The sequence below is a fragment of the Microbacterium lacus genome (assembly GCF_044794305.1).
Taxonomy (GTDB): domain Bacteria; phylum Actinomycetota; class Actinomycetes; order Actinomycetales; family Microbacteriaceae; genus Microbacterium; species Microbacterium lacus_B.
On sequence record NZ_CP084996.1, the window covers coordinates 226,056 to 252,948 of the forward strand.

Sequence of the window (26,893 nt, forward strand, 5' to 3'; positions counted from 1 at the left end):
GGGCCCGGTGGACGACTCGCTCGTGTTCGATTCCTCACACGGCGCGGCCTCTGAGCATGGCCATTCCGAGTCCCATCTCGGCGGGTTCGCGGCCGAGCATCTCTCGCCGACCTACCCCCAGCGCGCGCCGTGGGGAACAGCGCAGGCACTGCGTGCATGGCAAGTAGAAGCGCTCGAACAGTACTTCGCGCTCGACGGTCCGGATGGCCCCGGCGCCGGTCCGCGCGACTTTCTCGCCGCCGCGACCCCGGGCGCCGGCAAGACCACGTTCGCGTTGCGTCTCGCGAGCGAACTCCTTCGCCGCAAGGTGATCGACCGCATCGTCGTCGTGGCACCGACGGAGCATCTCAAAACGCAGTGGGCGGATGCTGCCGCCAAGGTGTCCATCCGGCTCGATCCAGCCTTCAGCAATCGTCATTCCGCGCCCGCGCGCCACTTTCACGGTGTTGCGGTGACCTATGCGCAGGTCGCGGTGAAGGCATCCGTTCACCAGAAACTGATCATGGATCACCGGACCCTCGTGATCCTCGATGAGGTGCACCACGGCGGTGACGCTCTGAGTTGGGGCGACGCGCTGCGCGAGGCGTATGCCCGCGCGACACGGCGCCTTCTGCTCAGCGGCACACCGTTTCGCAGCGATACCGCACCCATCCCGTTCGTCGAGTACCACCCCGACGAGAAGGGCATCCGCATTTCGCGGACCGACTACAGCTACGGCTACCGTCGTGCGCTCGAAGACGGTGTCGTTCGACCGGTGCTGTTCCTGGTTTACGCGGGGCAGATGCGGTGGCGCACGCGAGCGGGTGAAGAGATGGAAGCCCAACTCGGCCAAGACAACACGAAGGACATCACGGCGCAAGCTTGGCGCACGGCGCTTGACCCCGAGGGCGACTGGATTCCCGCCGTCCTGCGTTCAGCTGATCGCCGACTGAGCGAAGTCCGCGAGCAGGTTCCGGATGCGGGGGGTCTGGTGATCGCGACCGATCAGACTGCCGCCCGCGCCTACGCCGCGATCCTCGCGCAGATCACGGGCGAGGAGCCCACGGTCGTGCTGTCGGATGAAGCCGAGGCATCCGCCCGCATCGACGCGTTCTCTTCGTCTACCACGCGATGGATGGTCGCCGTGCGCATGGTGTCGGAGGGTGTGGACGTGCCCCGGCTCGCGGTCGGTGTCTACGCCACGAGCGCCTCGACACCGCTGTTCTTCGCCCAGGCGATCGGCCGTTTCGTCCGGGCGAGGCGTCGCGGCGAAACCGCGAGCATCTTCCTCCCGAACGTGCCGTCGCTGCTCGCACTCGCCCACGAACTCGAGCGGCAACGCGATCACGCGCTCGATCGCGACTCGGGCGACGAGGACGGACTCGATGATGCCCTCCTCGCGCAGGCCGAGGCGGGGGATTCGGCATCGGAAGAACTCACCTATGAGTTCGACTACCAAGCCCTCGGGTCGCTCGCGCACTTCGACCGCGTTCTTTTCGATGGTCGGGAGTTCGGACAGCTCGCCGTGCCCGGCACCCCCGAAGAGGAGGAGTTCCTCGGGCTCCCGGGCCTCCTGGAGCCCGAGCACGTGCATGAGCTCCTCATGCAGCGTCAGTCGCGCCAGGGACGGCATCGACGCGCGCGTGAGGCGCAAGAGTCGGCGTCCGGCGCGCCGACCGTCGACGCCCCCCCTGCGGCGCTGCACCGCACCTTGAAAGAGCAGCGACAACTGCTCAACAGCCTGGTCGGTCTCTATGCACGTCAGAGCAACGAACCGCACGGATCCGTGCACGCCGAGCTTCGACGTATCTGCGGCGGTCCGGCTGTCTCGCACGCGACCGTCGCGCAGCTTCAGGCGCGCATCGACGTGCTGCGCTCGCGCGTCAGGTCCTGACGCATCCTGACCGTTCGGAACACCGAAATGCTGGCAATCCCGCCATCTGATGGGTGACGCGCGCGCCCGATCACTAGCGTGGAAGCATCCCCTCACCCGTCGCCGCCCGGAGGCTTGCTTGAGCGCGCCCGAAACACCCACCGCCCGTGACCGGCGCCGCTGGGCGCAGTATCTCGTCAACGAGCGTGCAGAGGCCCAGGTCTACCGGCACCTCGCCACCCGACGCGCGGGGGAGGAGCGTGAAATTCTGCTCGCGCTCGCCGAGGCCGAAGGTCGCCATGAGGCGCACTGGCTGAGCCTGCTCGGCGGAGAACCCGCTCGATTGCCCCCTGCCGATGTCAGAACCCGCGTGCTGGGGTGGATGGCCCGCACCTTTGGCTCGATTTTCGTGTTGGCGCTCGCTCAGAACGCCGAAGCACGTTCGCCCTACGGGCGGGATCCGTCGGCCACCCCCGCGATGGCTGCCGATGAAAAGATCCACGGCGAGGTCGTGCGCGGTCTCGCTGCGCGCGGTCGCCGCCGCCTCAGCGGCACGTTCCGCGCCGCTGTGTTCGGCGCCAACGACGGGCTCGTCTCCAACCTCGCGTTGGTCATGGGCATCGGTGCTGCCGGGGTCGCGCCCCAGTTCGTGCTGTTCAGCGGCATCGCCGGTCTTCTCGCCGGTGCGCTCTCGATGGGTGCGGGCGAGTTCGTCTCGGTGCGCTCGCAGCGCGAACTGCTGGCGGCGACCGAACCCAACAATTTCGCCGACGATGTCCTGCCCGATCTCGACCTCGACGCGAACGAACTTGCCCTGGTGTATCGAACGCGGGGGATGCCTCTGCCTGAGGCACTCGCGAAGGCGCGGATCGTCCTGGCCGCGGCGCACGAAGCCGACCGCGCACAGCCCTATCAGCGAGAGATCGAAATCGCCGACGAACACGAGGCGGTCGGCAGCGCGTGGAGAGCCGCGCTTTCGAGCTTCTTGTTCTTCGCGTCCGGAGCCATCATCCCGGTTCTGCCGTGGATTTTCGGCTTCTCGGGCACCGCTGCGGTCGTGATCGCGCTGGTGTTGGTGGGTATCGCACTGCTGGCGACCGGGGCCAGCGTTGGCGTGCTGTCGGGTGGTCCGCCCCTTCGTCGAGGTCTGCGCCAGCTCGCGATCGGGTTCGGCGCCGCGGCGGTGACGTATCTTCTCGGTCTCGCGTTCGGAGTCTCGATGGGGTGAGTGCGATTCTCTGGCCGGGCGTAGACATGGTAATGTCGTTCCTCGGTTGCAAAACCACAATCATCCTGCGCGGGTGGCGGAATAGGTAGACGCGCTAGCTTGAGGTGCTAGTGCCCGTAAGGGCGTGGGGGTTCAAGTCCCCCTTCGCGCACAGAACGACTCAGGGCCTTCGAGAGAAGGCCCTGAGTCGTTTCACGGCCGTCCCGTAGACGAGGGTGTCAACCCATCAGGGGCAACCCGCTCGTCGCATTGGCGTTACACGGCCGAGGTAAGTTTGTCGGCATGCCTTCGACCGAAACCGACCTGCCCGAGGTCGTGCGCGTTGCGCGAGATCTGATTCGGTTCGATACGACCAACTACGGTGGCGGACGTGCACACGGTGAGCGTGACGCGGCCGAATACGTCGGGGCGTATCTCGCCGAACTGGGCCTCACACCGGAGTACTACGAGCCGATCGCGAACCGCACGAACGTGATGGCTCGCGTACCTGGCCGCAACAGTGACAAGCCCGCGCTCGTGCTGCACGGCCACCTCGACGTCGTGCCCGCCATCGCGGCCGATTGGAGCGTCGACCCGTTCGCCGGAGAGATTCGAGGGGGGATGCTGTGGGGTCGAGGTGCGGTCGACATGAAGGACATGAACGCCATGATCTTGACCGCTGTCGCCGAGATTCTTCGCGCAGGGGAGCAGCCTGAGCGCGACCTCATTCTGGTGTTCTTCGCCGACGAAGAGAACGGCGGGGTCGAAGGATCGGCGCTTGTAGTCACCGACAAGCCCGAATGGTTCGCGGGCGCCACCGAGGCGATCAGCGAGGTCGGCGGCTACTCCGTTGCGGTGGGAGACCGTCGTGCGTACCTCCTGCAGGTGGGGGAGAAGGCCCTGATCTGGATTCGCCTCGCGGCCCGAGGCCGCGCCGCCCACGGTTCCGCCTTTCACCGCGACAACGCGGTAACTGCACTCGCTGAGGCGGTCGCCGCCCTGGGGCGCACCGAGTGGCCGGTCGCCATGACCGCGACGACGCACGCGATGGTCGAGGGTCTCGCGGCCCTCACCGGCGGTTCGACGGACGACCCCGACGCGCTCGCGCAAGCGGCGGGCGCAGCATCCGGATTCCTCCGTTCGTCGCTGCGGACTACGACCAACCCGACGGGGCTCACCGCGGGTTACAAGCACAACGTGATTCCCGATCGCGCCGAAGCATTGATCGACGTGAGAGTGCTGCCGGGCACCGAAGAAGCCGCCCTTGCCGACATCCAGCGCATCGTGGGCGACGGTGTCGAGGTGCAGATCGTCCACCAGGACATCGGTCTCGAGGTCCCGTTCGAGGGAGACCTCGTCGACGCCATGGTTGGCGCGCTGAACAGGCACGACCCGGGCGTCCCCGTGATCCCCTACCTGCTCGGCGGCGGCACCGACAACAAGGCGCTCGCGGCGCTCGGAATCACCGGCTACGGCTTCGCGCCGCTGCGACTGCCCGCCGATCTCGACTTCACCGGAATGTTCCACGGCGTCGATGAGCGTGTTCCCCTCGAGGCGCTCGTTTTCGGCCAATGCGTTCTCGCCGACCTGCTTCGCACCTACTGAAAGGCGCCCATGCACCTCCTTGAGGCGATCATCTTGGGCCTGGTCCAGGGCCTGACCGAGTTTCTGCCGATCTCATCGAGCGCGCACCTGCGCATCCTCGGCGAGTTCCTGCCCGGCGCGGAAGATCCGGGCGCGGCCTTCACAGCGATCACGCAGATCGGCACGGAGGCGGCCGTCGTACTGTTCTTCTGGCGCGACATCGTGAAGATCATCGGCAATTGGTTCCGTTCGCTTGTCGGCAAGATTCCGCGCAACGACCCGGACGCACGGATGGGCTGGCTGATCATCATCGGCAGCATCCCGATCGTGGTTCTCGGACTCCTCTTCCAAGACCAGATCGAAACGACGTTCCGCTCGCTCTGGATCATCGCCGGCATGTTGATCTTCTTCGGGGTGCTGCTGGGTATCGCCGACCACGTCGGCGCGAAAAAGCGCAAGCTGAACGACCTCACCGTGGGTGACGGTGTGATCTACGGCTTCGCGCAATCCCTCGCGCTGATCCCCGGTGTTTCGCGTTCAGGTGGAACCATCACGGCCGGACTCTTCATGGGCTACGAGCGCGCGGCTGCCGCACGATACGCCTTCCTCCTGGCGATTCCGGCCGTCTTCGGCTCGGGCTTCTACCAGCTTGCCAAGAGCTGGAACGAGCCGAGCGTTTTCACCCTCGGTGAGACTGCCGTGGCGACCGGTGTGGCGTTCCTGGTGGCGCTCGGAGTGATCGCGTTCTTCATGAGCTACATCTCCAAGCGCAGCTTCTTGCCGTTCGTGATCTACCGAATCGTGCTGGGTGTCACGATCCTGATCTTGCTGGCCACGGGGGTCCTTCAGCCCTGAGTCACGCTCAGTAGCGTGGTCAGCGTCGTGGTTCGTCGCGCCCGGGCTTGGTCGGTCCGTCGCCGCCGTGGCGAAGGTAGCGCTCGAACTCCTGCGCGATCGCGTCTCCGGAGGCCTCGGGAGAATCCCACGTGTCGCGGGTGCGCTCGAGCTGATGGATGTACTCCGTCATCTCTTCATCGTCCGCCGCGGCGGCGTCGATGGATGCTTCCCACGTCGTCGCTGCGGCCGCGAGGTCCCGGCGCGGAATGGTTGCGCCGGTGATGTCTTCGAGTCGATCGATCAGTGCCAGCGTGGCCTTGGGTGACGGTGTGTGACCCGCGACGTAGTGCGGAACGCTCGCCCACAGGCTTGCTGAGGGGATGCCTGCGGCATCGGCTGCGTGTCCGAGGACGCTGAGAATGCCCACCGGGCCCTCGTAGGTGCTGCGCTCGAGACTGAGCGCCGTGCGCACGTGTTCGCTGTCGCTGCCTGCGAAAATCGAGATCGGGCGCGTGTGGGGAACGTCCGACATCATCGAGCCGAGCGAGACGAAACCCGTGATGTCTTCGCGCAGCGCCACATCGAGGAACTCGCTTGCGAAGGCCTGCCATGCCCGGGCGGGTTCGACTCCAGTGAGAAGCCACAGCTGGGTGCCGCCCCGTGTCGTCTTGGTCGGACGAAGGATGGTGGCTTCCGGCCACCGCAACTGCCGGCGCCCCTCCGCGTCGGTCGAGACCAGCGGGCGGGTGTACTGATAATCGAAGTAGAGTTCGGGGTCGACCGAGAACACGGAGTCGTAGGCGCCGGTTTCGCGCAGGTGAGCGACCGCGGCCGAAGCCGCCTCACCCGCGTCGTTCCATCCGTCGAATGCTGCAACGAGCACTCTGCGACCCAAACCGTCCACGTAACCTCCTCCGCGCACCCTTTCGGGTGTGCCTCCCAGGATATGCCGCGACCGTCCCCGGCGGGGTCGTGTGCCCGGCGTGTGCCCAGTGCGCGCGGGGACGCGCCGGGCAACCGCGCTCGGCAACGCTCGGTAATATAGTGCAGTGAATGAGCCGACGTTAGCTGCTGTGCTGTGGGACATGGATGGGACGCTCGTCGACACCGAGCCCTACTGGATGGCCGCAGAAACCCGACTCGTCGATGCGCACGGCGGTACCTGGTCCCACGAGCAAGGGCTGGCGCTGGTGGGCATGGGCCTCGAAGACTCGGCCCGTATCTTTCAAGCCGCAGGAGTGCGGATGGGCGTCCACGACATCATCGACCACCTCACCGATGACGTCATGGTTCAGCTGAAGACCACGGGAGTACCCTTCCGCCCCGGTGCGCGCGAGCTGCTCGCGAACCTGCGCGCCGAAGGAATAAAGACCGCGCTGGTCACGATGTCGATGCGACGGATGGCGGAGACCGTCGTGGAACTCATGGATTTCGAGGCGTTCGACATCGTCATCGCAGGCGACGACGCTACTCGCCCCAAGCCGTACCCCGACCCCTACCTGCAGGCATGCGACGCGCTGAGCGTCACGCCCGCCGAGGTCGTCGCGATCGAGGACTCCCCGAACGGCCTGCGCTCGGCGGTGGCCTCCGGTGCCGCCACGATCGGTGTGCCGTTGATGGTGTCGCTCGTGGGTGCCGGCGCCCACACGGTGTGGGGGTCGCTCGAAGGCAAGACTGTTTCGGACGTGACAGCTTTCCACGCCGCTCACCGTGCCGCCGAAGGGGCCCGCGAATGACTGACCGACTGATCGAACGCCCGAGCGGCCCGTTTCGAGTCGGTGACCGCGTGCAGTTGACCGGGCCGAAGGGCAAGTTGCAGACCATCACGCTACGCGAGGACGGCGAGCTGCACACGCACCACGGAGTGCTCAGGCACACCGCGCTCATCGGGGCTCCCGACGGTTCGGTCGTTACGGGGAGCGGGGGGCACGAGTACCTTGCACTTCGGCCGTTGCTGCGCGACTTCGTCATGTCGATGCCGCGCGGTGCAGCGATCATCTATCCGAAGGATGCCGCTCAGATCATTGCGGAGGCCGATGTCTTCCCGGGCGCGGTCGTCGTCGAGGCCGGCGTCGGTTCGGGCGCGCTCTCGCTCTGGCTCCTGCGCGCTCTGGGCTCCACGGGTCGGCTGGTCTCGTTCGAGCGCCGTGCGGAGTTCGCCGAGGTCGCCCAGGCCAACGTCGAGACGTTCCTCGGGGGTGTTCCCGAGAACTGGGACGTCGTCATCGGCGATCTCGTCGAAGCGTTGCCGGCGACGGTGGCGCCAGCATCCGTCGATCGTGTCGTTCTTGACATGCTCGCGCCGTGGGAGTGCATCGACGTCGTCGCCGATGCGCTCACCCCGGGGGGCGTAGTGCTCTGCTACGTCGCCACCGCCACCCAGCTCAGCCGTGTCGCGGAATACATTCGTGCCACCGGGCTGTTCACCGAACCCGACGCGAACGAGACCATGGTGCGCGGTTGGCACGTTGAGGGTCTCGCAGTACGCCCCGACCACCGCATGATCGCGCACACCGGCTTTCTGCTGTGGGCGCGGCGGCTCGCGCCGGGAGCGGTGCCCCCCGAGCAGAAGCGTCGCGCGTCGAAGTCGAGCTATGGCGATGAAGACGTCGAACTGTGGACGCCCGGTGCCGTGGGCGACCGTCAGATCACCGACAAGAACCTGCGAAAGCGTGTGCGCGAGGCGCAGAAGGCCGCAGGCGGTGCACGAATCGCCGCCGCGTCCGGCGAAACCGCCCCGGACGCCTAAACTGTTGCGGTGCAGAAGATCCCAGTGCTTCCCGCGGCGATCGCCGTCCTCGGCCTCATCACTGTAGGCCTCGCCGGCTGTTCGCTTCCGGGGTCAGATGCCTGCCCGCGGCCGCTCAGTTCGGCATCGTCGGTGACGGATCTCGTCTCGGTATCGGATGATCTGGATGCTGCGGCCGAGCCCGCGGTCTACACGCCGTTCCACACCGAGGGCACGGCCATCAGCGACGTCGTCGTCGGCGAGGGCAACGCCCTCACCACTGATGAGCAACTCGTCGTGCTGGACCTCGAGGTCGTCGGTGGCAACACCGGTGAGACGGTCTATGCCGGAAGCCTCGAGCCGGCATTCCAGCTCTCGCAGCTCGGCCAAGCGATTCCGGCGATCACTGACGCGCTCGAGTGCGCGACCGAGGGTTCGCGGGTGGTCGTGGCGCTCGCCCCGGGCGATATCGAGCCGGAAACGGCGGCGGGAATGGGCCTCCGCGAAGACGAATCCGCCGTCGCTGTGGTGGATCTTCGTCAGGTGTACCTCGCACGCGCGAACGGTGCCCCCGTCTTCACCTCCGGCAACGGACTACCCACGGTTGTGCTCGCGCCGTCCGGGCAGCCGGGCATCATCATTCCCGATGCAAGTGTTCCCACCGAGACCACGGTTCAGGTACTCAAGCGCGGCGACGGTCCAGAGGTCACAGGCGAGGTGCCCGTCCGTGTGCACTACACCGGTGTGACGTGGGCAGAGCGCACGGTCTTCGACTCGAGCTGGGAGGCAGCCCCGGCGTCGCTCACGCTTGACGGAGTCGTGCCCGGGTTCGCCGAAGCACTCGAGGGCCAGACAGTCGGGTCGCAGGTGATGGTCGTGATCCCGCCCGAGGACGGCTACGGCGACCTGGCGCAGGGTACGATTCCCGCGAACTCGACCCTCGTCTTCGTCATCGACATTCTCGGACTCGACCCGGCCGTCGAGCAGTAATCCCGCCACACTCGCTCGTTCGTTCCCTCGTGCGGCACGCCGCCTAGGATGAATGGGTGCCCGCCAAAGACCTCGCCAAGAGCCCTCCCGAAGAGCGGCTGGTGAATCTCGTGGTTGCCCTCATGGCCACCGAGCAGGGAATCACGAAGGACGCGATCCTCACGTCGGTGTCGGGCTACCGCGAGCAAAGCGAAGCGGGAGCGTCCAAGGATGCCCTCGAGAAGATGTTCGAGCGCGACAAAGAGGCCCTTCGTGGGCTCGGCGTGCCGATCGAAACGCTCGGCGAGCGTGCTGACCCGGACGATCTTCGCGAAGCTCGCTACCGCGTCCCCACGTCGGAGTACGTCCTTCCCGAAGACATCATGTTCACTCCGGCGGAGCTCGCTCTGCTGAACCTGGCCGGCGGAGTGTGGAGCGAGAGTTCACTCTCCTCTGACGCGCGGAGCGGTCTGCGCAAGATCCTCGCGCTCGGGATTCCGGTGGACGAGCCGATCATCGGCTACTCGCCGCGTATCAGCCTGCGCGATCCGGCCTTTCCCGCTCTGCAGCAGGCGATCGAGCAGACCAAGGTGGTCCACTTCTCCTACCTCAAGCCGGGTGAGGACGCCCCGCGTGCGCGTCGGGTGCAGCCACTCGCGCTCATTGAGTATGAAGCGCGCTGGCATGTTTTCGGCAACGATCTCGATGCGGGGGCCGAGCGAACCTTTCTGCTCGCGCGCATCGTCGGGGCGGTCGAGATCACGCGTGAGACTTTCCCCGCATCCCTCCGCGCGGACGCAGGAGAGAAGGCGCTCAGCGGTCTCGAAGACGTCGCCGCGCGCAACGCGGCACTTCTCGAGGTCAACCCGGGCACCGAAGCGGCTCTGCGGCTCAGCAGGCGCGCAACCCCTGCAGAACAGGGCATCCGCCTGCCGTTCGTCGACATTCACATCCTCGCCGATGAGCTGGCCTCGTACGGACCCGAGGTGCGCGTCGTCGAACCGCCCGAACTGCGCGATCAGGTCATCGCGCGTCTCGAGGCGGCACTCCATGTGCACGGAGGTGCCCGATGACCACGCGCAAGCCGCTGGTCGCCACTGACCGTGCTCAGATCATGCTGCAGCTGGTTCCCTATCTCATCGGCAAGGGCGAGGTTTCGATCACCGAGGCCGCTGACGAGTTCGGGGTCTCTGACGCGCACATGCGCGCGATGGTCGAGAAGCTCACCGTCATCGGGCTTCCGGGTGACGGTGGGTACTGGCAGATGGCGAACGATCTGTTCGACATCGATTGGGACCTGCTCGACGAACGCGACATCGTCGTGATCACGAACAGCGTCGGGCTCGAACGGGCTCCCAAGCTCACCGCTCGCGAGGCCGCAGCCCTGCTCGCGGGACTGCAGGTGGCTCGGGCAATCCCGGGGGTCGGCGACAGCGGCATTTTCACCGGTCTGCTCGCAAAGCTCGCAAGGGGAGCGTCCAGCACACCAGCGGACGTGATCGTCGTACCAGCGCCGGTAGATGAGGTGCGTTCGAAGGTTGCGCGGGCGTTGCGGCAACACGTGGCCGTTTCGTTCACCTATAAGGCGCCCAATGCGGGGGCCACCACACGCACCGTTGATCCGGTGAAGGTGCACATGGCGAGCGGTCAGTGGTACCTGCAGGGCTGGTGTCATCTGCGCGAGTCGATGCGCACCTTCCACCTCGACCGGGTGTCGGATCTCGAGTTGACCGACATCCGTATCGCGCACGGCGAAGACCCGGTGCCCGCGTGGTTCGCCCCGGGAACAGCCGGCGACGTCACGGTTCGCCTGCAGTTCAGTGAAGAAGCCTCCTCGCTCCTTCAGGACTACCTCGATCGCGCCATTCGCGAGACGACCGACGGAGTCACAATCGCGACGATTCGCGTGGCCGACGAGTTCAGTCTGCGCCGATTGGCTACCCGACTGGGCGGGGTGGGCGAGATCATCGAACCCGAGTCCGCACGCCGTGCTGCGGCCGAATGGGCAGAAGCCGGGCTCGCGCAGTACCGCTGATCCACGGGGTACACTGAGTGCACCCGCCGAAAGGACATCGACATGCTTCAGGGTTTAACTGGTTGGCACTTCCTGATCATCCTCGCGGTCATTCTGCTGCTCTTCGGCGCCGCGAAGCTTCCTGCACTTGCCAAGAGCATGGGTCAGTCCGCGCGCGTCTTCAAGGGTGAGATGAAGGCCATGAAAGAAGAAGACAAGCCCGCCGATGGAGTAAATCCCACCGTCGCTTCTGTCGAGGCGCCCGTTGCCACTGAGGTCCGCGCCGACGCGGGCGGAACTTCAGACACCAAGACTTCCTGAGCCGCGATGGCAACGGCCCAGGCGCCGCGCGTCGACGACTTCGACGCGCCGCGGCGCGAAAAGCGGATGTCGCTTGGCGAGCACCTCGTCGAGTTCCGCAAGCGCCTTATGTACGCTGCGCTGGCGCTCGTCGTCGGCATGGTGATCGCGTTCTTCATCACCGATTGGGTCATCGCGCTCATCACCGAACCGCTCCGGGTTATCGCCGAGCGTGACGGCGATGAGGCCAAGGTCGAATTGATGTTCAGCACGGTGACAGGTGCTTTCGATCTGCGCCTGCGCATGTCGTTCGCTATCGGCATTCTGCTGTCGGCGCCTATCTGGCTGTGGCAGGTCTGGGCATTCATCATGCCCGGACTCACCCGCAAAGAGATCAAGTACACGATCGCTTTCGTCGCTGCCGCGGTCCCGCTGTTCTTCGCGGGTTGTTGGCTCGGGCTGGTGGTGATGCCGCATATCGTCGAACTGATGGCGGGCTTCGTCCCCGACGGCGGCGCATCGTTCTTCGAAGCCAGCTATTACTACGACTTCGTGTTCAAACTCCTCATCGTCGTGGGGATCTCGTTCGTGCTCCCGGTCTTCCTGGTCGCGCTCAACGTCGCCGGCGTGATGAGCGGTCGGGCGATCCTCAAGGGCTGGCGCGTGGCGATCCTCATTGCCGTGATCTTCTCTGCGCTGGCGACACCGGCGGCTGACGTGGTGAGCATGCTCATGCTCTCGGGCATCCTCACGGTGCTCTTCTTCGCGGCTGCGGGTCTCTCGCTGATCTTCGACAAGCGACGCGCCAAGCGCGACGCCGCCATCCTGCCGCCAGAGATCGCCGCGTGAGCGATCCCGGTCCAGCCGAGCGGTACGCGCGCGCCCGCGCCGCTGTGCAGAACGACCGGGACTATCCGATCACCGCTGAGTTCGCAGCATCCCAGAAATTCGATCTCGATCCGTTTCAGATCGCCGGATGCCACGGTCTCGAGGCCGGTCGCAGCGTGTTGGTCGCCGCGCCGACCGGTGCGGGAAAGACCATCGTCGGGGAGTTCGCGATCCATCTCGCCATGCGGGAGCCCGGTCTCAAGGCGTTCTACACGACGCCCATGAAGGCGCTGTCGAATCAGAAGTTCCGCGAGCTCGTCGAGACCTACGGCGCCGATGACGTGGGGCTGCTGACCGGCGATACGAACATCAACGGCAACGCGCGCATCGTGGTGATGACGACCGAAGTGCTGCGCAACATGCTCTACGCGGATTCGCCGGCCCTGCGAGGGCTGCGATACGTCGTGATGGACGAGGTGCATTACCTGGCCGACCGCTTCCGCGGTGCGGTGTGGGAGGAGGTCATCATCCACCTGCCGTCCGCCGTGAAGCTGATCTCACTGTCGGCGACAGTGTCCAATGCCGAGGAGTTCGGCGACTGGCTCGACACGGTGCGCGGCGACACCGAGGTGATCGTCTCCGAGACCCGCCCCGTCCCGCTCGAGCAGCATGTCCTCGTGCGCGGCGATCTCCTGCCGCTCTTCGACGACCGCGCAGGCATCGCCACCGCGCAGGTCAACCAAGAGCTCATGCGCATGCGCAGCGTCAAGGGCGCCAACTTTGACAACAACAGGCGCGTGCAATCGATGCGCAGTTCGGGCCAGAAGAGCGGCTACGAAGCTCAGCGCCATCGACCGCTCAAGGGCGGAAAGCGTCCGATGCGCTCAGCCAACGCTCAGCGAATCGAGCGGATGGACCGCCCCGATGTCGTTCAGCTTCTCGCTCGGTCGACGCTCCTGCCAGCGATATTCTTCATTTTCAGTCGGGTGGGTTGCGATGCGGCCGTTGAGCAGGTGCGCCGCTCGGGCGTGAAGCTCACCACGCCCGAAGAGCGCGCCGAGATCCGTGCTCTCGTGGACGAACGTACGCGCACGCTGTTGGATGAAGACCTGGCCGTCCTGGGCTTCTACGAGTGGAAGGACAACCTCGAGCGGGGCATCGCCGCCCACCATGCAGGGCTGCTCCCTGCATTCAAGGAGGTGGTCGAAGAGCTCTTCCGACGCAAGCTCGTGAAGGTCGTGTTCGCGACCGAGACGCTGGCGCTCGGCATCAACATGCCCGCACGCACGGTGGTGTTGGAGAAGCTCGAGAAGTTCAACGGCGAGGCGCGGGTCGCGATCACCTCCGGCGAGTACACCCAGATCACCGGGCGTGCGGGCCGCCGTGGAATCGACGTTGAAGGACATGCCGTCGTCCAGTGGACCGAGGGTCTCGATCCCCAGGCGGTCGCCGCTCTCGCATCCCGGCGTACGTATCCGCTCAACTCGAGCTTCCGCCCGACCTACAACATGGCCGTGAATCTGATCGATCAGTTCGGGCGGCCGCAGGCGCGCAAGATCCTCGAATCGTCGTTCGCCCAGTTTCAGGCCGACCGCGCGGTCGTAGGCCTCGCCCGGCAGGTACGCGAGCAGGAGGAGTCGCTCGCCGGCTACGAAAAGGCGATGACCTGTGATCGGGGGGACTTCACCGATTACTCCACCATTCGGCGGGACCTCAGCGACCTCGAGAAGCTCAATCGCAAAGACGCGGGCGCCTCACGGGGAACCCGGGAGAAGCGACAGAAAGAGATTGGTGGCCTCCGTCGGCGCATGCAGCGGCACGCGTGCCACCAGTGCCCCGACCGCGAAAACCACGCACGCTGGGCCGAGCGCTACTGGCGTCTGCGCCGCACGGTCGACAAGATCCGCCAGCAGATCGATACGCGCACCGGTACCGTAGCGCGCATCTTCGACCGCGTCGTCGACGTGCTCACCGAACTCGACTACGTCGCCGTCGATGACGAGGGAGCGACGAGCCTCACCGAAGCCGGTCGAACAATGCGTCGCATCTATGGTGAGCGTGACTTGTTGGTGGCCGAGTCGCTCCGTCAGGGGCTGTGGAACGGGTTGGATGCTCCGTCCCTCGCTGCTCTGGCATGCGCTCTGGTTTACGAGCCTCGCCGCGATGAGGCAGCGCCGGGGGAGCGGGGCCTGCCACGGGGTGCCTTCCGGCAAGCGCTGAGTGACACGCAAGACCTTTGGCAGAAGTTGGACGATCTCGAGAAGGATCACCGCCTGCCAGGCTCTGAGCCGGTCGCTGCCGGACTTTCGCAGGCGATGTACTCCTGGGCCCGGGGTGCGGCTCTCGATCGCGTCCTGGTCGAAGCAGACATGGCCGCGGGAGATTTCGTCCGGTGGTCGAAGCAGACGATCGACCTGCTCGATCAACTCTCGCTCGTCGCCGAGTCGGCACTCGCACGCACGGCTCGGGCCGCACTGGATTCGGTGCGCCGGGGGATCGTTTCGTATTCGTCCGTCTGAGCAGACACCCAGCCCCGGCGAACTAGGCTCGGTGCGTGCCTGCCGCAGAACGCCGCCGAAACCCACTGCTTCCGCTGTGGGCCGCGGTCATGGTTTCGGCCGTAGCCGGGGGCATCCTGGATCTCGCCTACCCGGCCGTGGGCTGGTGGCCTCTGGCGTTCGTCGGCGTGGGCCTCTCGCTAGTCGCGCTCATCGGGCGCGGTGTGTGGTCGGGGCTCCTGGTCGGCATGGTGTTCGGAGCCTCGTTCTATCTGATCCACATCATGTGGATCACCCGGTATCTCGGCGTGGTGCCCTGGTTCGCACTGGCGGGCTTGGAGACCATCTTCATGGGAGTGGGCTCCATCCTCATCGTGCTGGCCTACCGACTTCTTCCGCGGGTGTTCCCCGGTCGGTGGGCACAGCTCATCGGGCTTCCCTTGCTGATCGCGGGGTTGTGGACCGCGCGTGAACTCTTCATTGACTCATGGCCTTACACCGGCTTTCCGTGGGCACGACTCGGCATGAGCCAGTCCGAGAGTCCGCTCGCGCACCTTGCCTCGTGGGTGGGGGTCGCAGGCCTGACGTTCCTGATGGTGGCGTTCACGGCCGCTGTGATCGAATGGCTCCGCCGCGGCGCGTGGCGTGATGCTCGGACGGCGGCGCCGGCGGTTGTGACGGCGGCGCTCCTCGTGCTGATTCCGGCATTTCCGACGACTCCTTCGGGTGAGATGCGTGTCGGGGCGGTGCAGGGCAACGGGCCGTCCGGCTACTTCGATGAGCGCGATCGAAACGCAGTGCTGAACGCTCAGCTCGCAGCATCCGCCCCCCTGATCGGTGAAGACGTCGATGTTGTGCTGTGGCCCGAGGGAGGCATCGACTCCGACCCGCTCGCCAACGAGAGCACAGCGGCAGTGTTGAACGCGTTCTCGGAGCGCGTCGAGGCGCCGTTGATCGTCAACGCGGCGACCACGCGCGGGGACGACACGTTCAACACCTCGATGCTCTGGATCGCGAGCGAAGGCGCCGTCCAACTACACGACAAAGCGAACCCGGTGCCGATGGGGGAGTATGTCCCCGATCGCTGGTTCTTCGAGAAGCTCGCGCCCGACCTCATCGGACTGATCCAGCGCGAGTACACGCCCGGCACCAACCCGCCGCTCTTCGACCTCGATGGCGTGGGAATCGGGCTGGCGATCTGCTTCGACGTGATCTATGACGACGTGATCTGGGAGGCAGCTCGCGGCGGAGCAGAGGTCTACATGTTCCAGACCAACAACGCCGACTTCCGGAATACCGACGAGAACCTTCAGCAGCTCGCGTTCGCCCGTATGCGGGCGATCGAAACGGGGCGCTCGGTCGTCAACCTTTCGACGGTCGGGACGAGCCAGGTCATCGCCCCTGATGGTCAGACGATCGACGCCCTGCCGGCTGATGAGCCTGGAGCCATGCTCACCGAGGTGCCGCTCCGCACAGGGATCACCCCCGCCGTCATCGTCGGGCCGTGGGTGAAGTTCTTCCTCGGGTGGGGGAGCCTGGCGGCCCTGATCGCACTCGGCATCGCGGCGCGGGTCAGTTCGCGGCGCACGACGAAAACGCCGACCCCCGAAGGGGCCGGCGTCACGCAGATGCGGTGATGCTCAGGCGCTCAGCTTGGTGAGCGAGACATCTTCACCGGCGCCGCGGCGTGCGCGGACGTAGGCGAGACGCTCTTCGAGCAGTTCCTCGAGCTCGGGAAGCGTGCGGCGTTCCAGCAGCATGTCCCAGTGACTACGGGCGACCTTGTCGCCGGAGTGATCGACCTCGGCGGTGGTGCCGTCACCGATCTGACGGAGCGCCTCTGCGCCGCACGTCCGGCACTCCCACGCTTCGGGGAGTTCGGCGTCGGCCGCGAAGGTCAACGTCGTGTCACGTCCACAGGACGTGCAGGTATAGGTGTGCTGTGCGCGTTCATGGAACACGACGCCCTCTTCGCTCTGTAAGCTCTGGGCGCCGAGTCGAATGCCGCGCAGGCTGCGGTCTGCCATTGTGTGGTCCTCTCGTCGCTTCTACAGGTATAGCGCGGTGACCTGGGTAGATGATGCGAACGGGCAAGGCCTCGGCCCACTCACAGTTGATGCTCAGGGGCTGAGGACATCGCGGGCGACGTCTGCGCGATCGGTCACGATCCCGTCCACACCCATCGCGATGAGCCGTTGCATGTCGGCCGGGTCATTCACCGTCCAGACGTGGACTTCCACGTCCGCGTCATGGGCCGCGGCAATGAGCCGCGGGGTGAGCACACGCAGGCGCCCGTGCCGTTCGGGCACCTGCAGGGCATGCACACCTGCCAGGACGCGGCGCGTGAGGCGAGAGGAGCGCAGGGGGAGAGCGGCCAGAAGCCGGGCGATGGTGCCCGTTCCGGCGGATGTCGCGGGTGTGACGTCACCGCCGGCTCGCGCCGCCGCATCCAACGCCTGCTTTCGATGGGAATCCGAGAAGCTCGTGACCAGCACGCGGGCACCGTGTTCGGCGATCTGGCCTCCTACGGCCGCCGCCGCTGAAGCGACCTTCACGTCGAGGTTGAAGTGCAGGGTAGGGAAGGATTCGAGGGCCTGTTCAAGGGTGATCAATCCGCCCCGGCTCTCCATGAGCGTTGCGAGCTCGACGAGCGAGACATCCGCCACCATGCGCGGGTCACCGGTCACCCGCGAGAGGTCGGCGTCGTGGAACAGCACCACGACGCCGTCGCTCGTCAGGTGGCAGTCCGATTCGACGTAGGCGATCCCCGCCGCGTGCGCGGCGGCGACGGCGGCAAAGGAGTTCTCGGCCATGCCCTGAGCCGCGGCGCCCGGTGTGACGAGTCCGCGATGAGCGAGGACTCGCGGGCCGGGGGAGGTGAAGAAGGGATGCTTCGGATCAGGCATCGGTGGGCGCGGCGCCCGGGGCAGAGCCACCCGAGGCGCCGACACTCGGCGCAACAGCCTTCGCTTCGGCCGCGATGACGTCCGCGGCCGTGGCTGCTTCGCGAGCCGCCTCGAGCGCCTCATCCGCGGCCGCGGTCGAGGCCGGCGTGCGTGGACGATCGGGATCGCCCGCCGCCCGCCCGCCGAACGCGTCACCGATGCCCTTGAGCGCTTCGGTGAGCTCACTCGGGATGATCCAGAGCTTGCTCGAGGCGCTGTCGGCGATCTTCGGCAGAGTCTGCAGGTATTGGTACGCCAGGAGCTTCTCATCGGGATCGCCCGCGTGGATGGCACCGAAGACCATCTGGATCGCCTCGGACTCGCCCTGCGCACGAAGCACTGCCGCTGTCTTGTCGCCCTCGGCTTCGAGGATCTGGGCTTGCCTGCGGCCCTCGGCTTCGAGGATCTGGGACTGCTTCGAGCCCTCGGCCGTCAGGATCGTCGCGCGGCGCTCTCGCTCGGCGCGCATCTGCTTCTCCATCGAGTCCTGGATCGAGTGCGGCGGATCGATCGCCTTCAGCTCGACGCGGCCGACTCGGATGCCCCACTTGCCGGTGGCCTCATCGAGGACCGCGCGCAGCTGGTTGTTGATGTTGTCGCGGCTCGTGAGCGCCTCTTCGAGGTTGAGGCCACCCACGACGTTACGGAGCGTGGTCGTCGTGAGCTGCTCGACGGCGCCGAGATAGTTGGCGATCTCATAGGTTGCGGCGCGGGCATCCGTCACCTGGAAGTACACGACGGTATCGATCGACACGACGAGGTTGTCTTCGGTGATCACGGGCTGAGGCGGGAACGACACCACCTGCTCGCGGAGGTCGATGAGCGGACGCACGCGATCGATGAACGGGACGAGGACGTTGAGTCCGGGCAAAAGCGTCTTGTGGTAGCGGCCGAGACGTTCGACAACCCCGGCGTTCGCCTGCGGGATGATCCGGATCGACCGCACGATCGTGACGAACACGAAGATGAAGACTGCGAGCGCGAGGATCCAGCCGATCGCGGTGGGAATGATGTTCTCGTCGAGATTCATGCGAGGGGGGACTCAGTTTCTTGAGCGGGGCGGACGACGGCGGTGGCGCCGTCGATTCGGGTGACCCGGATGGGAGTTCCGGGAGTGAGCGTGGTGCCTTCGGGAGCACGAGCGGTCCAGAGGTCGCCGTTGGAGAGCTTGACCTGACCACCGAGCCCGGTGACCGTCGACACGACAGTTCCCGGAAGTTCAATCAGCCGATCCATGTTCGAGAGGGTCGGATCTTCGCCTCGGCGCAAACGGCGCAGCAGCGGTGGACGCAACGCGAGGAGCAGAATCGCCGCCACGACGGCGGCGACAACGACCTGAAGCCAGATCGGCCCGCCGAGAAGATCGGTGCCGAGGCCCGCGACGCCACCGATGCTGAGCATCAGGAAAGTGAAATCGAGAGTGAGCATCTCGATCACCAGGAACAACAGGATCAGCACGAGCCACCCGATCCATGCCCACTGTTCAATCGTCTGGATGAGCTCCACGGTGTGCCTCCTTGTCTTCGAACCTAGCAGGTAGGGTCGAGGCGTGACCGAGACATCCACCCTTCTCCCAGCCGGCTCGCTCGCCGGTAAAACCGCCCTCGTAACAGGTTCGTCGCGTGGAATCGGTGCCGATACGGCCCGTTACCTCGCCGAGGCCGGCGCGAACGTCGTGATCAATTACCGTAACAAGGCTCCGCGCGCAGAGAAGCTCGCCGGACAGTTGCGCGGACTCGGAGTGGAGGTACTCGCCGTCGGAGCCGACCTCACCGATGCCGACTCGGTGCAGGCGATGTTCGATTCAGTGCGGGAAACGTTCGGTGGCCTGGACATACTCGTGCTGAATGCGTCCGGCGGTATGGAGTCCGGCATGGCTGAGGACTACGCGCTGCAGCTCAACCGTGACGCGCAAGTGCGCGTTCTCGAGACCGCACTGCCTGTGCTGAACGACGGCGCGCGGGTCGTCTTCGTCACGAGCCACCAGGCGCACTTCATCCGGACGACTCCGACCATGCCCGAGTACGAGCCCGTCGCTCTGTCCAAGCGTGCAGGCGAAGACGCTCTGCGCGAGCGGATTCCGGCGCTGGCCGAAAAGGGCGTGAGCTTCGTGGTGGTCTCGGGCGACATGATCGAGGGGACCATCACCGCGACCCTGCTTGAGCGCGCGAACCCGGGGGCGATCTCCGCACGGCGTGAGTCCGCCGGAAAGCTCTACAACGTCTCAGAATTTGCCGCCGAGGTCGCGCTCGCGACCGTGGAGCCGGTGCCTGCCGACAACACGCGGCTGGTCGGTGACACCGACTCGTTCGCCGGGGAGTGACGGGTGCGCGCCACAGACATCGAGAAGCTCATCTCGGTCGGTCGGCCCGCTCTCGCTTCGCACGGTGGATTCGTCGTGTTCGCGACATCGCGCCCCGACCTCGCAGCCAATCGAGCGGTCGGTCAGCTCTGGCGCATCGATCTGCCCGACGAGGCACCGCGCAGACTGACCAGAGGAGTGGCAGATACGGCCCCGCGACTGTCGCCCGACGACACGCGCCTTGCATTCCTCCGGTCAGACGCCAAGGGCAAGCCTCAGCTTCACGTCGTCGATCCCGCCGGCGGCGAGCCGGTTCAGGTTACCGATGGGCCTCTCGGTGTGAGCGCGTTCGACTGGTCGCCTGACGGAGCGTCGCTGGCGTTCATCGCGCGGGTCCCGGAGAAGGGTCGCTACGGCAGTGTGGAGGGGTTGGATGCCTCGGCGGAGGCACCCCGTCACATCACCGGTGTGCGGTGGCATGCCAACGGCCTCGGCTATGTCGCCGATCGCCCCGGCCACGTCTTCGTCGTTCCTGTGCCCACGACGGATGCCGAGCCCTTCTACGAGCCCGCCGCGGCTGTGGGCGGCGAGGACGAGAAGCCGCCGAAGAAGAAGCTCATCCCGTCGGAGCCTCGCAGGCTCACCGAGGGCTCCGTCTCGCACTCTGGTGTGACTTTCGCCGGCGACGACATCCTGACAGTGCCCGATGACCCCGCAGAAGAACGCCCTGATCTGCGCTCCCGCCTGATTGCGGTGCCGCTCGACGGGTCGCGTGTGCGTGTGATCATCGGCCGCGATGCGAACCTCTCGATCAGTGAGGTCGCCGTCGCCGACGACGGAACCATCGCGCTCCTCGCGGCAGATGTTGGGCCGGCTGGGGTCGACTTCGTTGCCCCCGGCGTCGCGCTCTGGATCGTCGAGTCCGATGGCCCTCGCCGACTCACGGACGCCGAGACGATTGATCTGGGCGAAGTGGGCAGCCACATCTCGCCGATAGGCGACGACTTCGTCGTGCAGGATCGCCGTCGAGGACGCGTACGGATGCTGCGGGTCTCGCGCGGGGGAGAGGTCGCTGAGTTTCTCGGCGGCGACGTCGAGGTGCTCGGGCACGGCGTCGCGGGCGACAAAGTGGTCGCTGCCGTAGCCACTCCGGAGTCGTATGGCGAGCTTGTTCTCGTCGAGACTGAGGACACGCCCCGCACCCTCACGGCCTTCGGGGGAGGGGCGGCCGCGAGCGACATCGTCGTGCCCGTCGAACTCGAAGTCGCCGGTCGCGACGGCTACCCGGTCCACGGGTGGGTCGCAACGCCAGCCGGGGAGGGGCCGTTCCCGGTGATCCTCCAGATCCACGGTGGGCCGTATGCGTCTTACGGCATACACCTCTTCGACGAGACTCAGGTGCTGGTCGATGCAGGGTACGCCGTGGTCTACAGCAATCCCCGCGGATCAGCAGGGTACGGACGGGCGCACGGGCGCAGCATTCGTCAGCGGATGGGCACGCTCGACATGAATGACGTGATGGACTTCTTCGACGCAGTGATCGCGTCCGATGAGCGCCTGGACGGCGATCGCGTCGGAATCATGGGCGGATCGTACGGCGGCTACCTCACAGCGTGGATCATCGCGCACGAGCACCGCTTCGCCGGTGCGATCGTGGAGCGCGGGTTCTTGGACCCGACGTCCTTTCAGGGCACCAGCGACATCGGTACGTTCTTCGGTGACGAGTACGTCGGCACGTCGGCCGACGACATCGCCCGGCAGAGCCCTGCGGCGGTTGTCGCTCAGGTGACCACACCGACTCTGGTGCTGCACTCCGAACTGGACTTCCGATGCCCGCTGGAGCAGGCCACTCGGTACTACGCGGCGCTGAAGCGCCAGGGGACACCCGCAGAGATGTTGGTCTTTCCGGGCGAGAACCACGAGCTCACACGGGCGGGGCAGCCACGGCACCGCGTCGAGCGGTTCGCTGCGGTGCTCGAGTGGTGGGCGCGGATGCTCCCCTCAAGCTGAGTATGAGGCACGGAAGGAGGGGCCTCGAGGACGATCCTCGAGGCCCCTCATTCGTACTTCTCGATCTGTTACAGGCTCTTCGCCGAGAAGGTGAACGCGCGAACGATCTGGATGATGCCCAGCACGACCAGCGAGATGCCGAGCACCCACCAGAGAGCGACGATGTAGAGCGGCGAGAAGAGCAGCACGATACCAGCGATCAGGCTGAGGATCGCGAAGAAGATCGTCCATCCCTTGGAGCTCGCGTCACCGAGCGTGGAGAGCGAAACGATTCCTTCGATGATCCACATGATTCCGACGAGGATGCCGATGAAGATCGCGAGCCACGTGGTCGTAGCGCCAAGATTCGCGAACGCGATCACACCGGCGATGATGAACAGGATGCCGAGTGCGATGTGACCGACGCGCGCCCACCCGCCCTTCGACTTGGAGAAAATGCCGAGGCCCGCGTAGACGAGACCAGCGGCGATCGCGTAGATCGCGATGATGGCGGCGACGACCATTGCGGTCTTACCGGGCCACACCAGGATCAAGATACCGACGATGACCGACAGCACGCCGCCGATTCCGAGCGCTGTGCGGATGCCGTTTACTGCTGAGGTTTCAGCGGGGGAGGTGGACATGTGAGTGTCCTTTCTGGGAGTTTGCTGAACGAGATGCGGCTAAAGCCTAGACCCGAGGGTGAAGAACGCGGGAGAAGTAACGGCGTGTGTCGAGGCATCCGTAGAACACCTCCGGAGGCGCCTACCCTCGCGCCGAGTGGCGTGATCACGTTAGCGTGAGCGTGAGAACACTCCGAACCGCGTGGGGGAGAGATGGCGGTCTTTTCAAGAGGATTCGGCGCACGCCGTCGAGAGAGCGATCCGCGGCTGCCACCTGGCCAGTATCTGACCGATGACTTTCCGGTCCTGTCGGCAGGTCCCACTCCGCAGGTGGACACGTCGGAGTGGACTTTCACGATCCGCAACGAGTCCGGCTCCTCCGTCTCGTGGACGTGGGAGCAGTTCTTGGAGCTCCCGATCGAGGACGTCGACACCGACATCCACTGCGTCACCCGCTGGTCGAAGCTCGACACGTCGTGGCGCGGTGTCTCGCTCGACACCCTGATGGAGCACGTCGAAACAGATGCTGCGGCCGCGATGGCCCACTGCTACGGCGGGTACACAACCAATGTTCCCCTCGAAGATCTGCTCGGCGGCAGATCGTGGGTTGCCTTCGAGTTCGACGGAGAGCCTCTCGACCCCGAACACGGTGGACCCGCGCGACTGCTGGTTCCGCACCTCTACTTCTGGAAGAGCGCGAAGTGGGTGCGCGGCCTGGAATTGATAGACGAGGATGCCCCCGGATTCTGGGAGCAGAACGGGTACAACATGCATGGCGACCCGTGGACGGAGGAGCGCTATTGGTGATCGTCGGCGGGTGGCGGTCGGCGACGATCGCGAAGATCGACGACGTGACCGCGACTGCTCGTGTCCTCCAGCTCGCCGTCGAAGATTGGCCGGGGAGCGATGCGGGCCAGCACGTCGACGTCCGACTGACGGCGGAGGATGGCTATCAAGCCGTGCGTTCTTACTCGCTCGGCTCCTATGGGCACAGCGCGACGATCGAACTCGCGGTGGATGAGGTGCCCGACGGTGAGGTTTCGCCCTATCTGGTGCGGGACGTCGTGCTCGGCGACCAACTCGAGGTGAAAGGTCCTCTCGGTGGCTACTTCGTCTGGCGCGCCGAAGGCGACGCGCCTGTTCAACTGATCGCGGGAGGGTCGGGAATTGTGCCGCTTGCCGCGATGGTGCGGGCGGCGACGGACGCCGGGGCCGCGGCATCCGTCCGACTTCTCTACTCTGTTCGACGCGCGCAGGACGCGATATATCGCGAATTGCTCGACGATGCGAGTGGGCCCGGGGGCGTCGATCTCACGTGGGCGTATACACGTTCGGCGCCGGACGGGTGGGAAGGACGCGTGGGACGACTGGATGCTGCGGCCATCGCAGACGCGGTGTGGCCGCGGGAGAAGCATCCGACGATCTATGTCTGCGGGCCGACGGGATTCGTCGAACACGTCGCAGACGCGCTCGTGCAACTCGGCCATTCGGCCGCACAAATCAAGACCGAACGATTCGGAGGTGCGTGATGAGGGCCGAGATCGCGGCAACGACGGTCGACGGAAATGTCCTCGCCGGGCTGCTGTCGGACGTGTTCACGGGTGATGTGACGACGATCATCGGCGTGTGCGCGGGCTGCGATTCGCAGGCGCCGCTCGCTGAAGCGATCGTAGAGATCGACGAGGTCGCGGCGATCGTGCGATGCCGTGGATGCTCGCACACTCTGTTCACGGTCATGCGCGACGACAGCGGCGTGCGGGTCATGATCGCGTCACTGAGCAGTTTTCGGCGCGGGTTCCTCCGCAGTTGACGCGTCAACCGAGGATCAGGGTTGCCGCGATGAGCACCGGGACGCACCCGATGGTCGTGAGGAAGATCGTGTCGCGCGAGATCGCTTCGCCGATCCCGTAGCGCTGCGAATAGTTGAAGACGTTCTGTGCGGTCGGGAGGGCCGCTAGGACGACGACGATGAGCACATCACGCTCCGACAGACCGAACACGAACTGCGCGACCACCCACGCGATCAGCGGCATGGCGACGAGCTTGAGTGTCGTTGCGAGGATCACGTCGCGCCGGCGCCCGGATGGCGCGAGGACGCGCTGTCCGTAGAGAGAGATGCCGTAACTGATCAGCATGACGGGCACGCAGGCGTTTGCGATGAGCATCGCGGGCTCCAGGACCACCGACGGCAACTCGATCCCACTGATCGACACGATGGTCCCGAGCAGCGACCCCAGGACGATCGGGTTCGAGATCGTGCGCACGAGCGCGCGCCCCGGCGAGGTGCGGCCGTGGGTGACGGCATCCAGGATCGTCATCGTGATCGGTGTGAAGATCAGCAGTTGCAACAGGATCACCGGCGCCGGGTAGGCGGCACTGCCGAGCAGGTACAGCGACAAGGGAATGCCGATGTTGTTGGAGTTGACCTGCCCGGAACTCAGCGCACCGATGACGATTTCGCCGAGCGGGCGCCTCCAGGCGAGCCGGGCGATCAGCGCATAGATCACGAAGATCGACACCGCGGCGATGGCAGCCACCGGCAGAAGTGCGGAGAACAGCGTGCGGACATCAGCCTGGGCCAGTACGACGAACAGCAAGAACGGCGACAGGACGAAGAACGTCAGGCGCGCGAGCACCGGTTTCGCGTGTTCGCCGAGAAGGTCGATACGCCCGATGATCCAGCCCACCAGGATGGCGACGCCGACGACGACGAACCCGGTCAGCGACTCCAACATGCTTCGAGCCTAGAGAAGGGGCGTTCCGGACCAAGAATCCAGCTCGGCTAGCGATCGGTCGTTCGCTGATAATGCACATTATGTCAACTTAGGGATTCGAGCCGCGAGGTACGCTGGCAGTATCCACTCCCTCACTCCCGGATCGCCGTGACCGTCTCCATCTCCTCCTCACCGTCGCTCCGCGCGTGGGTCATCTGGTCGATCGGTGTCGCAGCGTACGTGCTCGCGATTACGAACCGTTCGTCGTTGAGTGCGGTCGGCGTTGACGCGGCAGATCGTTTCATGGCGGATGCCTCGACCCTGTCTATGTTCGCCGTCGTGCAATTGGCCGTCTACGGCGGAATGCAGATTCCGATCGGCGTCCTCCTCGACAGATTCGGCTCCCGACCGATCATGACGATCGGGATGATCCTGATGGCTGCCGGTCAGCTGACGATGGCGTTCTCCCCCAACGTGGGCGTCGCAATCTTTGCCCGGATGCTCCTCGGTGCGGGTGACGCAGCGGTCTTTCCGAGCGTGTTGCGCCTCATTGCGACGTGGTTTCCCGCGCAGCGCGGCCCCATCATGGTGCAATTCACGGGCATCCTCGGGCAAACCGGCCAGCTCATCGCCCTGATTCCTCTGGCGGCGCTGCTGCACGCCACGTCGTGGTCGATCACATTCGGCAGTATCGCCGGTCTCGGCATCCTCTTCGCGGTCCTTGTCTTCGCGGTCATCCGCAATCATCCCGAGAACCGCTCCGCCGACGTCAGCGTCAACACCGACACGGGTGCCATTCGCATCGTGACGTCGTCGATCGATACCGGCGTCGGCATTCGCGCGGCCTGGGCGCACCCGGGTACTCGGCTCGCCTTCTGGTCCCATTTCGCGTCGCCCTTTGCCGGCACCGCATTCGTGCTGTTGTGGGGAATGCCGTTCCTCACCGCCGGAGAGGGGCGATCAACGGCGGAAGCTGCATCCATTCTCTCGATCTACGTGATCGTAGGTATGGCGCTCGGCCCCGTCATGGGTGAACTCTCTCGGCGAATGCCACACCACCGCTCGCGCGGACTGGTGCTCCCCGCCGTCATCACACAGATGGCCGTGTGGCTCGCGGTAATCCTCTACCCCGGCCCCGCTCCCCTGTGGCTGCTCATCGTGCTCGCTGTAGGCCTCGCGATGGGCGGACCGGCGTCGATGATCGCATTCGACCACGCACGCACACACAACCCCGCGCACCGACTGAGTACGGCGACCGGCCTCACCAACGCGGGCGGGTTCCTCGCGGCGCTGATCGCGATCTTCATGATCGGACTCGCACTCGACCTCCAGGGCGCGGGAACAACGGCGACGTATTCGCTGGATGCCTTCCGACTGGCGTTCCTCACCCAGTTTCCGCTATGGATTCTCGGCATCGTCTTCATCGTGATCGAGCGCAAGCGCACGCGCATTCACCTGGGTATGGATCCGCCGAAGCGCACCCGCTCGACGCGTCAATGAACG

General features: G+C 65.7%; 26 protein-coding genes and 1 tRNA gene. 20 read left to right on the forward strand and 7 right to left on the reverse strand.

Translation table 11 applies throughout. The features are described 5' to 3' along the window. Positions 1-22 precede the first annotated feature (22 nt). The 5 genes from LG299_RS01125 to LG299_RS01145 all read left to right on the forward strand — a co-directional run bounded on the left by LG299_RS01125 (position 23) and on the right by LG299_RS01145 (position 5,498). Positions 23-1,873, forward strand: coding sequence for a DEAD/DEAH box helicase (locus LG299_RS01125; protein ID WP_404434761.1), 1,851 nt, complete (start codon positions 23-25; stop codon positions 1,871-1,873). Positions 1,874-1,991: 118 nt separating this feature from the next. After that, entirely contained in the window at positions 1,992-3,080 is a 1,089-nt protein-coding gene (locus LG299_RS01130; RefSeq protein WP_404432711.1) for a VIT1/CCC1 family protein, read from the forward strand. 67 nt (positions 3,081-3,147) lie between these two features. Next, positions 3,148-3,231, forward strand: a tRNA-Leu gene (locus tag LG299_RS01135). Positions 3,232-3,362: 131 nt separating this feature from the next. Next, complete coding sequence (locus LG299_RS01140; RefSeq protein ID WP_404432713.1) at positions 3,363-4,664, forward strand: M20/M25/M40 family metallo-hydrolase; 1,302 nt, start codon at positions 3,363-3,365, stop codon at positions 4,662-4,664. Positions 4,665-4,673: 9 nt separating this feature from the next. Beyond that, complete coding sequence (locus LG299_RS01145) at positions 4,674-5,498, forward strand: undecaprenyl-diphosphate phosphatase (protein ID WP_404432715.1); 825 nt, start codon at positions 4,674-4,676, stop codon at positions 5,496-5,498. A 19-nt stretch (positions 5,499-5,517) separates the two neighbouring features. On the opposite strand, the gene LG299_RS01150 is transcribed toward LG299_RS01145, so the two are convergent. Continuing rightward, positions 5,518-6,384: a PAC2 family protein gene (locus LG299_RS01150; protein WP_404432717.1), complete on the reverse strand. Its 867-nt coding sequence runs from the start codon at positions 6,382-6,384 to the stop codon at positions 5,518-5,520. 145 nt (positions 6,385-6,529) lie between these two features. Between LG299_RS01150 and LG299_RS01155 the strand changes: the two genes are divergently transcribed. The 9 genes from LG299_RS01155 (at position 6,530) to lnt (ending at position 16,454) form a co-directional block, all read left to right on the forward strand. Then, positions 6,530-7,216: an HAD family hydrolase gene (locus tag LG299_RS01155; RefSeq protein WP_404432719.1), complete on the forward strand. Its 687-nt coding sequence runs from the start codon at positions 6,530-6,532 to the stop codon at positions 7,214-7,216. Next, the gene (locus tag LG299_RS01160) at positions 7,213-8,229 is read left to right on the forward strand and encodes a tRNA (adenine-N1)-methyltransferase (protein WP_404432721.1); all 1,017 of its coding nucleotides are present in this window, start codon (positions 7,213-7,215) and stop codon (positions 8,227-8,229) included. The genes LG299_RS01155 and LG299_RS01160 overlap by 4 nt, the downstream gene beginning before the upstream one ends. Positions 8,230-8,238: 9 nt before the next feature. Further along, on the forward strand, positions 8,239-9,198 hold the full coding sequence (locus tag LG299_RS01165; RefSeq protein WP_404432723.1) for an FKBP-type peptidyl-prolyl cis-trans isomerase: 960 nt from the start codon (positions 8,239-8,241) through the stop codon (positions 9,196-9,198). Between the two features lie 56 nt (positions 9,199-9,254). Beyond that, complete coding sequence (locus LG299_RS01170; RefSeq protein WP_404432725.1) at positions 9,255-10,250, forward strand: helix-turn-helix transcriptional regulator; 996 nt, start codon at positions 9,255-9,257, stop codon at positions 10,248-10,250. After that, the gene (locus tag LG299_RS01175) at positions 10,247-11,212 is read left to right on the forward strand and encodes a helix-turn-helix transcriptional regulator (protein ID WP_404432727.1); all 966 of its coding nucleotides are present in this window, start codon (positions 10,247-10,249) and stop codon (positions 11,210-11,212) included. Before LG299_RS01170 ends, LG299_RS01175 begins: the two co-directional genes overlap by 4 nt. Positions 11,213-11,254: 42 nt before the next feature. Continuing rightward, a complete protein-coding gene (tatA, locus tag LG299_RS01180) occupies positions 11,255-11,512 on the forward strand; it encodes a twin-arginine translocase TatA/TatE family subunit (protein ID WP_404432729.1) in 258 nt (85 codons plus the stop codon). A gap of 6 nt (positions 11,513-11,518) precedes the next feature. After that, positions 11,519-12,340, forward strand: coding sequence for a twin-arginine translocase subunit TatC (gene tatC, locus LG299_RS01185; RefSeq protein WP_404432731.1), 822 nt, complete (start codon positions 11,519-11,521; stop codon positions 12,338-12,340). Then, positions 12,337-14,838, forward strand: a complete 2,502-nt coding sequence (locus tag LG299_RS01190; protein ID WP_404432733.1) for a DEAD/DEAH box helicase — start codon at positions 12,337-12,339, stop codon at positions 14,836-14,838. Before tatC ends, LG299_RS01190 begins: the two co-directional genes overlap by 4 nt. Positions 14,839-14,927: 89 nt before the next feature. Next, the gene (gene lnt / locus LG299_RS01195; RefSeq protein ID WP_404434762.1) at positions 14,928-16,454 is read left to right on the forward strand and encodes an apolipoprotein N-acyltransferase; all 1,527 of its coding nucleotides are present in this window, start codon (positions 14,928-14,930) and stop codon (positions 16,452-16,454) included. Positions 16,455-16,457: 3 nt separating this feature from the next. On the opposite strand, the gene LG299_RS01200 is transcribed toward lnt, so the two are convergent. The 4 genes from LG299_RS01200 to LG299_RS01215 all read right to left on the reverse strand — a co-directional run bounded on the left by LG299_RS01200 (position 16,458) and on the right by LG299_RS01215 (position 19,268). Next, a complete protein-coding gene (locus tag LG299_RS01200) occupies positions 16,458-16,844 on the reverse strand; it encodes an RNA polymerase-binding protein RbpA (protein ID WP_404432735.1) in 387 nt (128 codons plus the stop codon). A 93-nt stretch (positions 16,845-16,937) separates the two neighbouring features. After that, a complete protein-coding gene (locus LG299_RS01205) occupies positions 16,938-17,723 on the reverse strand; it encodes a glycerophosphodiester phosphodiesterase family protein (protein ID WP_404432737.1) in 786 nt (261 codons plus the stop codon). Continuing rightward, positions 17,716-18,792, reverse strand: coding sequence for an SPFH domain-containing protein (locus LG299_RS01210; RefSeq protein WP_404432739.1), 1,077 nt, complete (start codon positions 18,790-18,792; stop codon positions 17,716-17,718). The genes LG299_RS01205 and LG299_RS01210 overlap by 8 nt, the downstream gene beginning before the upstream one ends. Continuing rightward, a complete protein-coding gene (locus LG299_RS01215; RefSeq protein ID WP_404432741.1) occupies positions 18,789-19,268 on the reverse strand; it encodes an NfeD family protein in 480 nt (159 codons plus the stop codon). The genes LG299_RS01210 and LG299_RS01215 overlap by 4 nt, the downstream gene beginning before the upstream one ends. A 43-nt stretch (positions 19,269-19,311) precedes the next feature. On the opposite strand from LG299_RS01215, the gene LG299_RS01220 reads away from it, so the two are divergent. Then, positions 19,312-20,085 carry an SDR family oxidoreductase gene (locus tag LG299_RS01220; protein WP_404432743.1) on the forward strand — a complete coding sequence of 258 codons (774 nt, stop codon included), beginning with the start codon at positions 19,312-19,314 and terminating at the stop codon, positions 20,083-20,085. 3 nt (positions 20,086-20,088) lie between these two features. Then, entirely contained in the window at positions 20,089-22,074 is a 1,986-nt protein-coding gene (locus LG299_RS01225) for a S9 family peptidase (protein ID WP_404432745.1), read from the forward strand. Positions 22,075-22,142: 68 nt separating this feature from the next. Here the strand turns inward: LG299_RS01225 and LG299_RS01230 are convergent, their stop codons facing one another. Beyond that, a complete protein-coding gene (locus LG299_RS01230; protein WP_404432747.1) occupies positions 22,143-22,697 on the reverse strand; it encodes an HdeD family acid-resistance protein in 555 nt (184 codons plus the stop codon). 192 nt (positions 22,698-22,889) lie between these two features. On the opposite strand from LG299_RS01230, the gene LG299_RS01235 reads away from it, so the two are divergent. From LG299_RS01235 to LG299_RS01245, 3 genes are read left to right on the forward strand one after another with little or no spacing between them, the layout of a single operon-like run. Further along, positions 22,890-23,483 carry a sulfite oxidase-like oxidoreductase gene (locus LG299_RS01235; protein WP_404432749.1) on the forward strand — a complete coding sequence of 198 codons (594 nt, stop codon included), beginning with the start codon at positions 22,890-22,892 and terminating at the stop codon, positions 23,481-23,483. Further along, entirely contained in the window at positions 23,459-24,205 is a 747-nt protein-coding gene (locus LG299_RS01240; RefSeq protein ID WP_404432751.1) for an FAD-binding oxidoreductase, read from the forward strand. The genes LG299_RS01235 and LG299_RS01240 overlap by 25 nt, the downstream gene beginning before the upstream one ends. Then, on the forward strand, positions 24,205-24,486 hold the full coding sequence (locus LG299_RS01245) for a DUF6510 family protein (RefSeq protein WP_404432753.1): 282 nt from the start codon (positions 24,205-24,207) through the stop codon (positions 24,484-24,486). The genes LG299_RS01240 and LG299_RS01245 overlap by 1 nt, the downstream gene beginning before the upstream one ends. A gap of 4 nt (positions 24,487-24,490) precedes the next feature. On the opposite strand, the gene LG299_RS01250 is transcribed toward LG299_RS01245, so the two are convergent. Then, positions 24,491-25,411 (reverse strand): AEC family transporter, encoded by a 921-nt coding sequence (locus LG299_RS01250; RefSeq protein WP_404432755.1) that lies wholly within the window; start codon positions 25,409-25,411, stop codon positions 24,491-24,493. Positions 25,412-25,558: 147 nt separating this feature from the next. On the opposite strand from LG299_RS01250, the gene LG299_RS01255 reads away from it, so the two are divergent. Then, positions 25,559-26,890 (forward strand): nitrate/nitrite transporter, encoded by a 1,332-nt coding sequence (locus LG299_RS01255; RefSeq protein ID WP_404432757.1) that lies wholly within the window; start codon positions 25,559-25,561, stop codon positions 26,888-26,890. The last annotated feature ends 3 nt before the right edge of the window (positions 26,891-26,893 follow it).

Excerpts from the sequence above, each read along its gene's own strand:
- LG299_RS01140 (WP_404432713.1), top strand. The coding sequence starts at position 3,363 with ATGCCTTCGACCGAAACCGACCTGCCCGAGGTCGTGCGCGTTGCGCGA.
- LG299_RS01145 (WP_404432715.1), top strand. The coding sequence starts at position 4,674 with ATGCACCTCCTTGAGGCGATCATCTTGGGCCTGGTCCAGGGCCTGACC.
- LG299_RS01160 (WP_404432721.1), top strand. The coding sequence starts at position 7,213 with ATGACTGACCGACTGATCGAACGCCCGAGCGGCCCGTTTCGAGTCGGT.
- LG299_RS01175 (WP_404432727.1), top strand. The coding sequence starts at position 10,247 with ATGACCACGCGCAAGCCGCTGGTCGCCACTGACCGTGCTCAGATCATG.
- tatA (WP_404432729.1), top strand. The coding sequence starts at position 11,255 with ATGCTTCAGGGTTTAACTGGTTGGCACTTCCTGATCATCCTCGCGGTC.
- tatC (WP_404432731.1), top strand. The coding sequence starts at position 11,519 with ATGGCAACGGCCCAGGCGCCGCGCGTCGACGACTTCGACGCGCCGCGG.
- lnt (WP_404434762.1), top strand. The coding sequence starts at position 14,928 with ATGGTTTCGGCCGTAGCCGGGGGCATCCTGGATCTCGCCTACCCGGCC.
- LG299_RS01200 (WP_404432735.1), bottom strand. The coding sequence starts at position 16,844 with ATGGCAGACCGCAGCCTGCGCGGCATTCGACTCGGCGCCCAGAGCTTA.
- LG299_RS01205 (WP_404432737.1), bottom strand. The coding sequence starts at position 17,723 with ATGCCTGATCCGAAGCATCCCTTCTTCACCTCCCCCGGCCCGCGAGTC.
- LG299_RS01210 (WP_404432739.1), bottom strand. The coding sequence starts at position 18,792 with ATGAATCTCGACGAGAACATCATTCCCACCGCGATCGGCTGGATCCTC.
- LG299_RS01230 (WP_404432747.1), bottom strand. The coding sequence starts at position 22,697 with ATGTCCACCTCCCCCGCTGAAACCTCAGCAGTAAACGGCATCCGCACA.
- LG299_RS01235 (WP_404432749.1), top strand. The coding sequence starts at position 22,890 with ATGGCGGTCTTTTCAAGAGGATTCGGCGCACGCCGTCGAGAGAGCGAT.
- LG299_RS01245 (WP_404432753.1), top strand. The coding sequence starts at position 24,205 with ATGAGGGCCGAGATCGCGGCAACGACGGTCGACGGAAATGTCCTCGCC.
- LG299_RS01250 (WP_404432755.1), bottom strand. The coding sequence starts at position 25,411 with ATGTTGGAGTCGCTGACCGGGTTCGTCGTCGTCGGCGTCGCCATCCTG.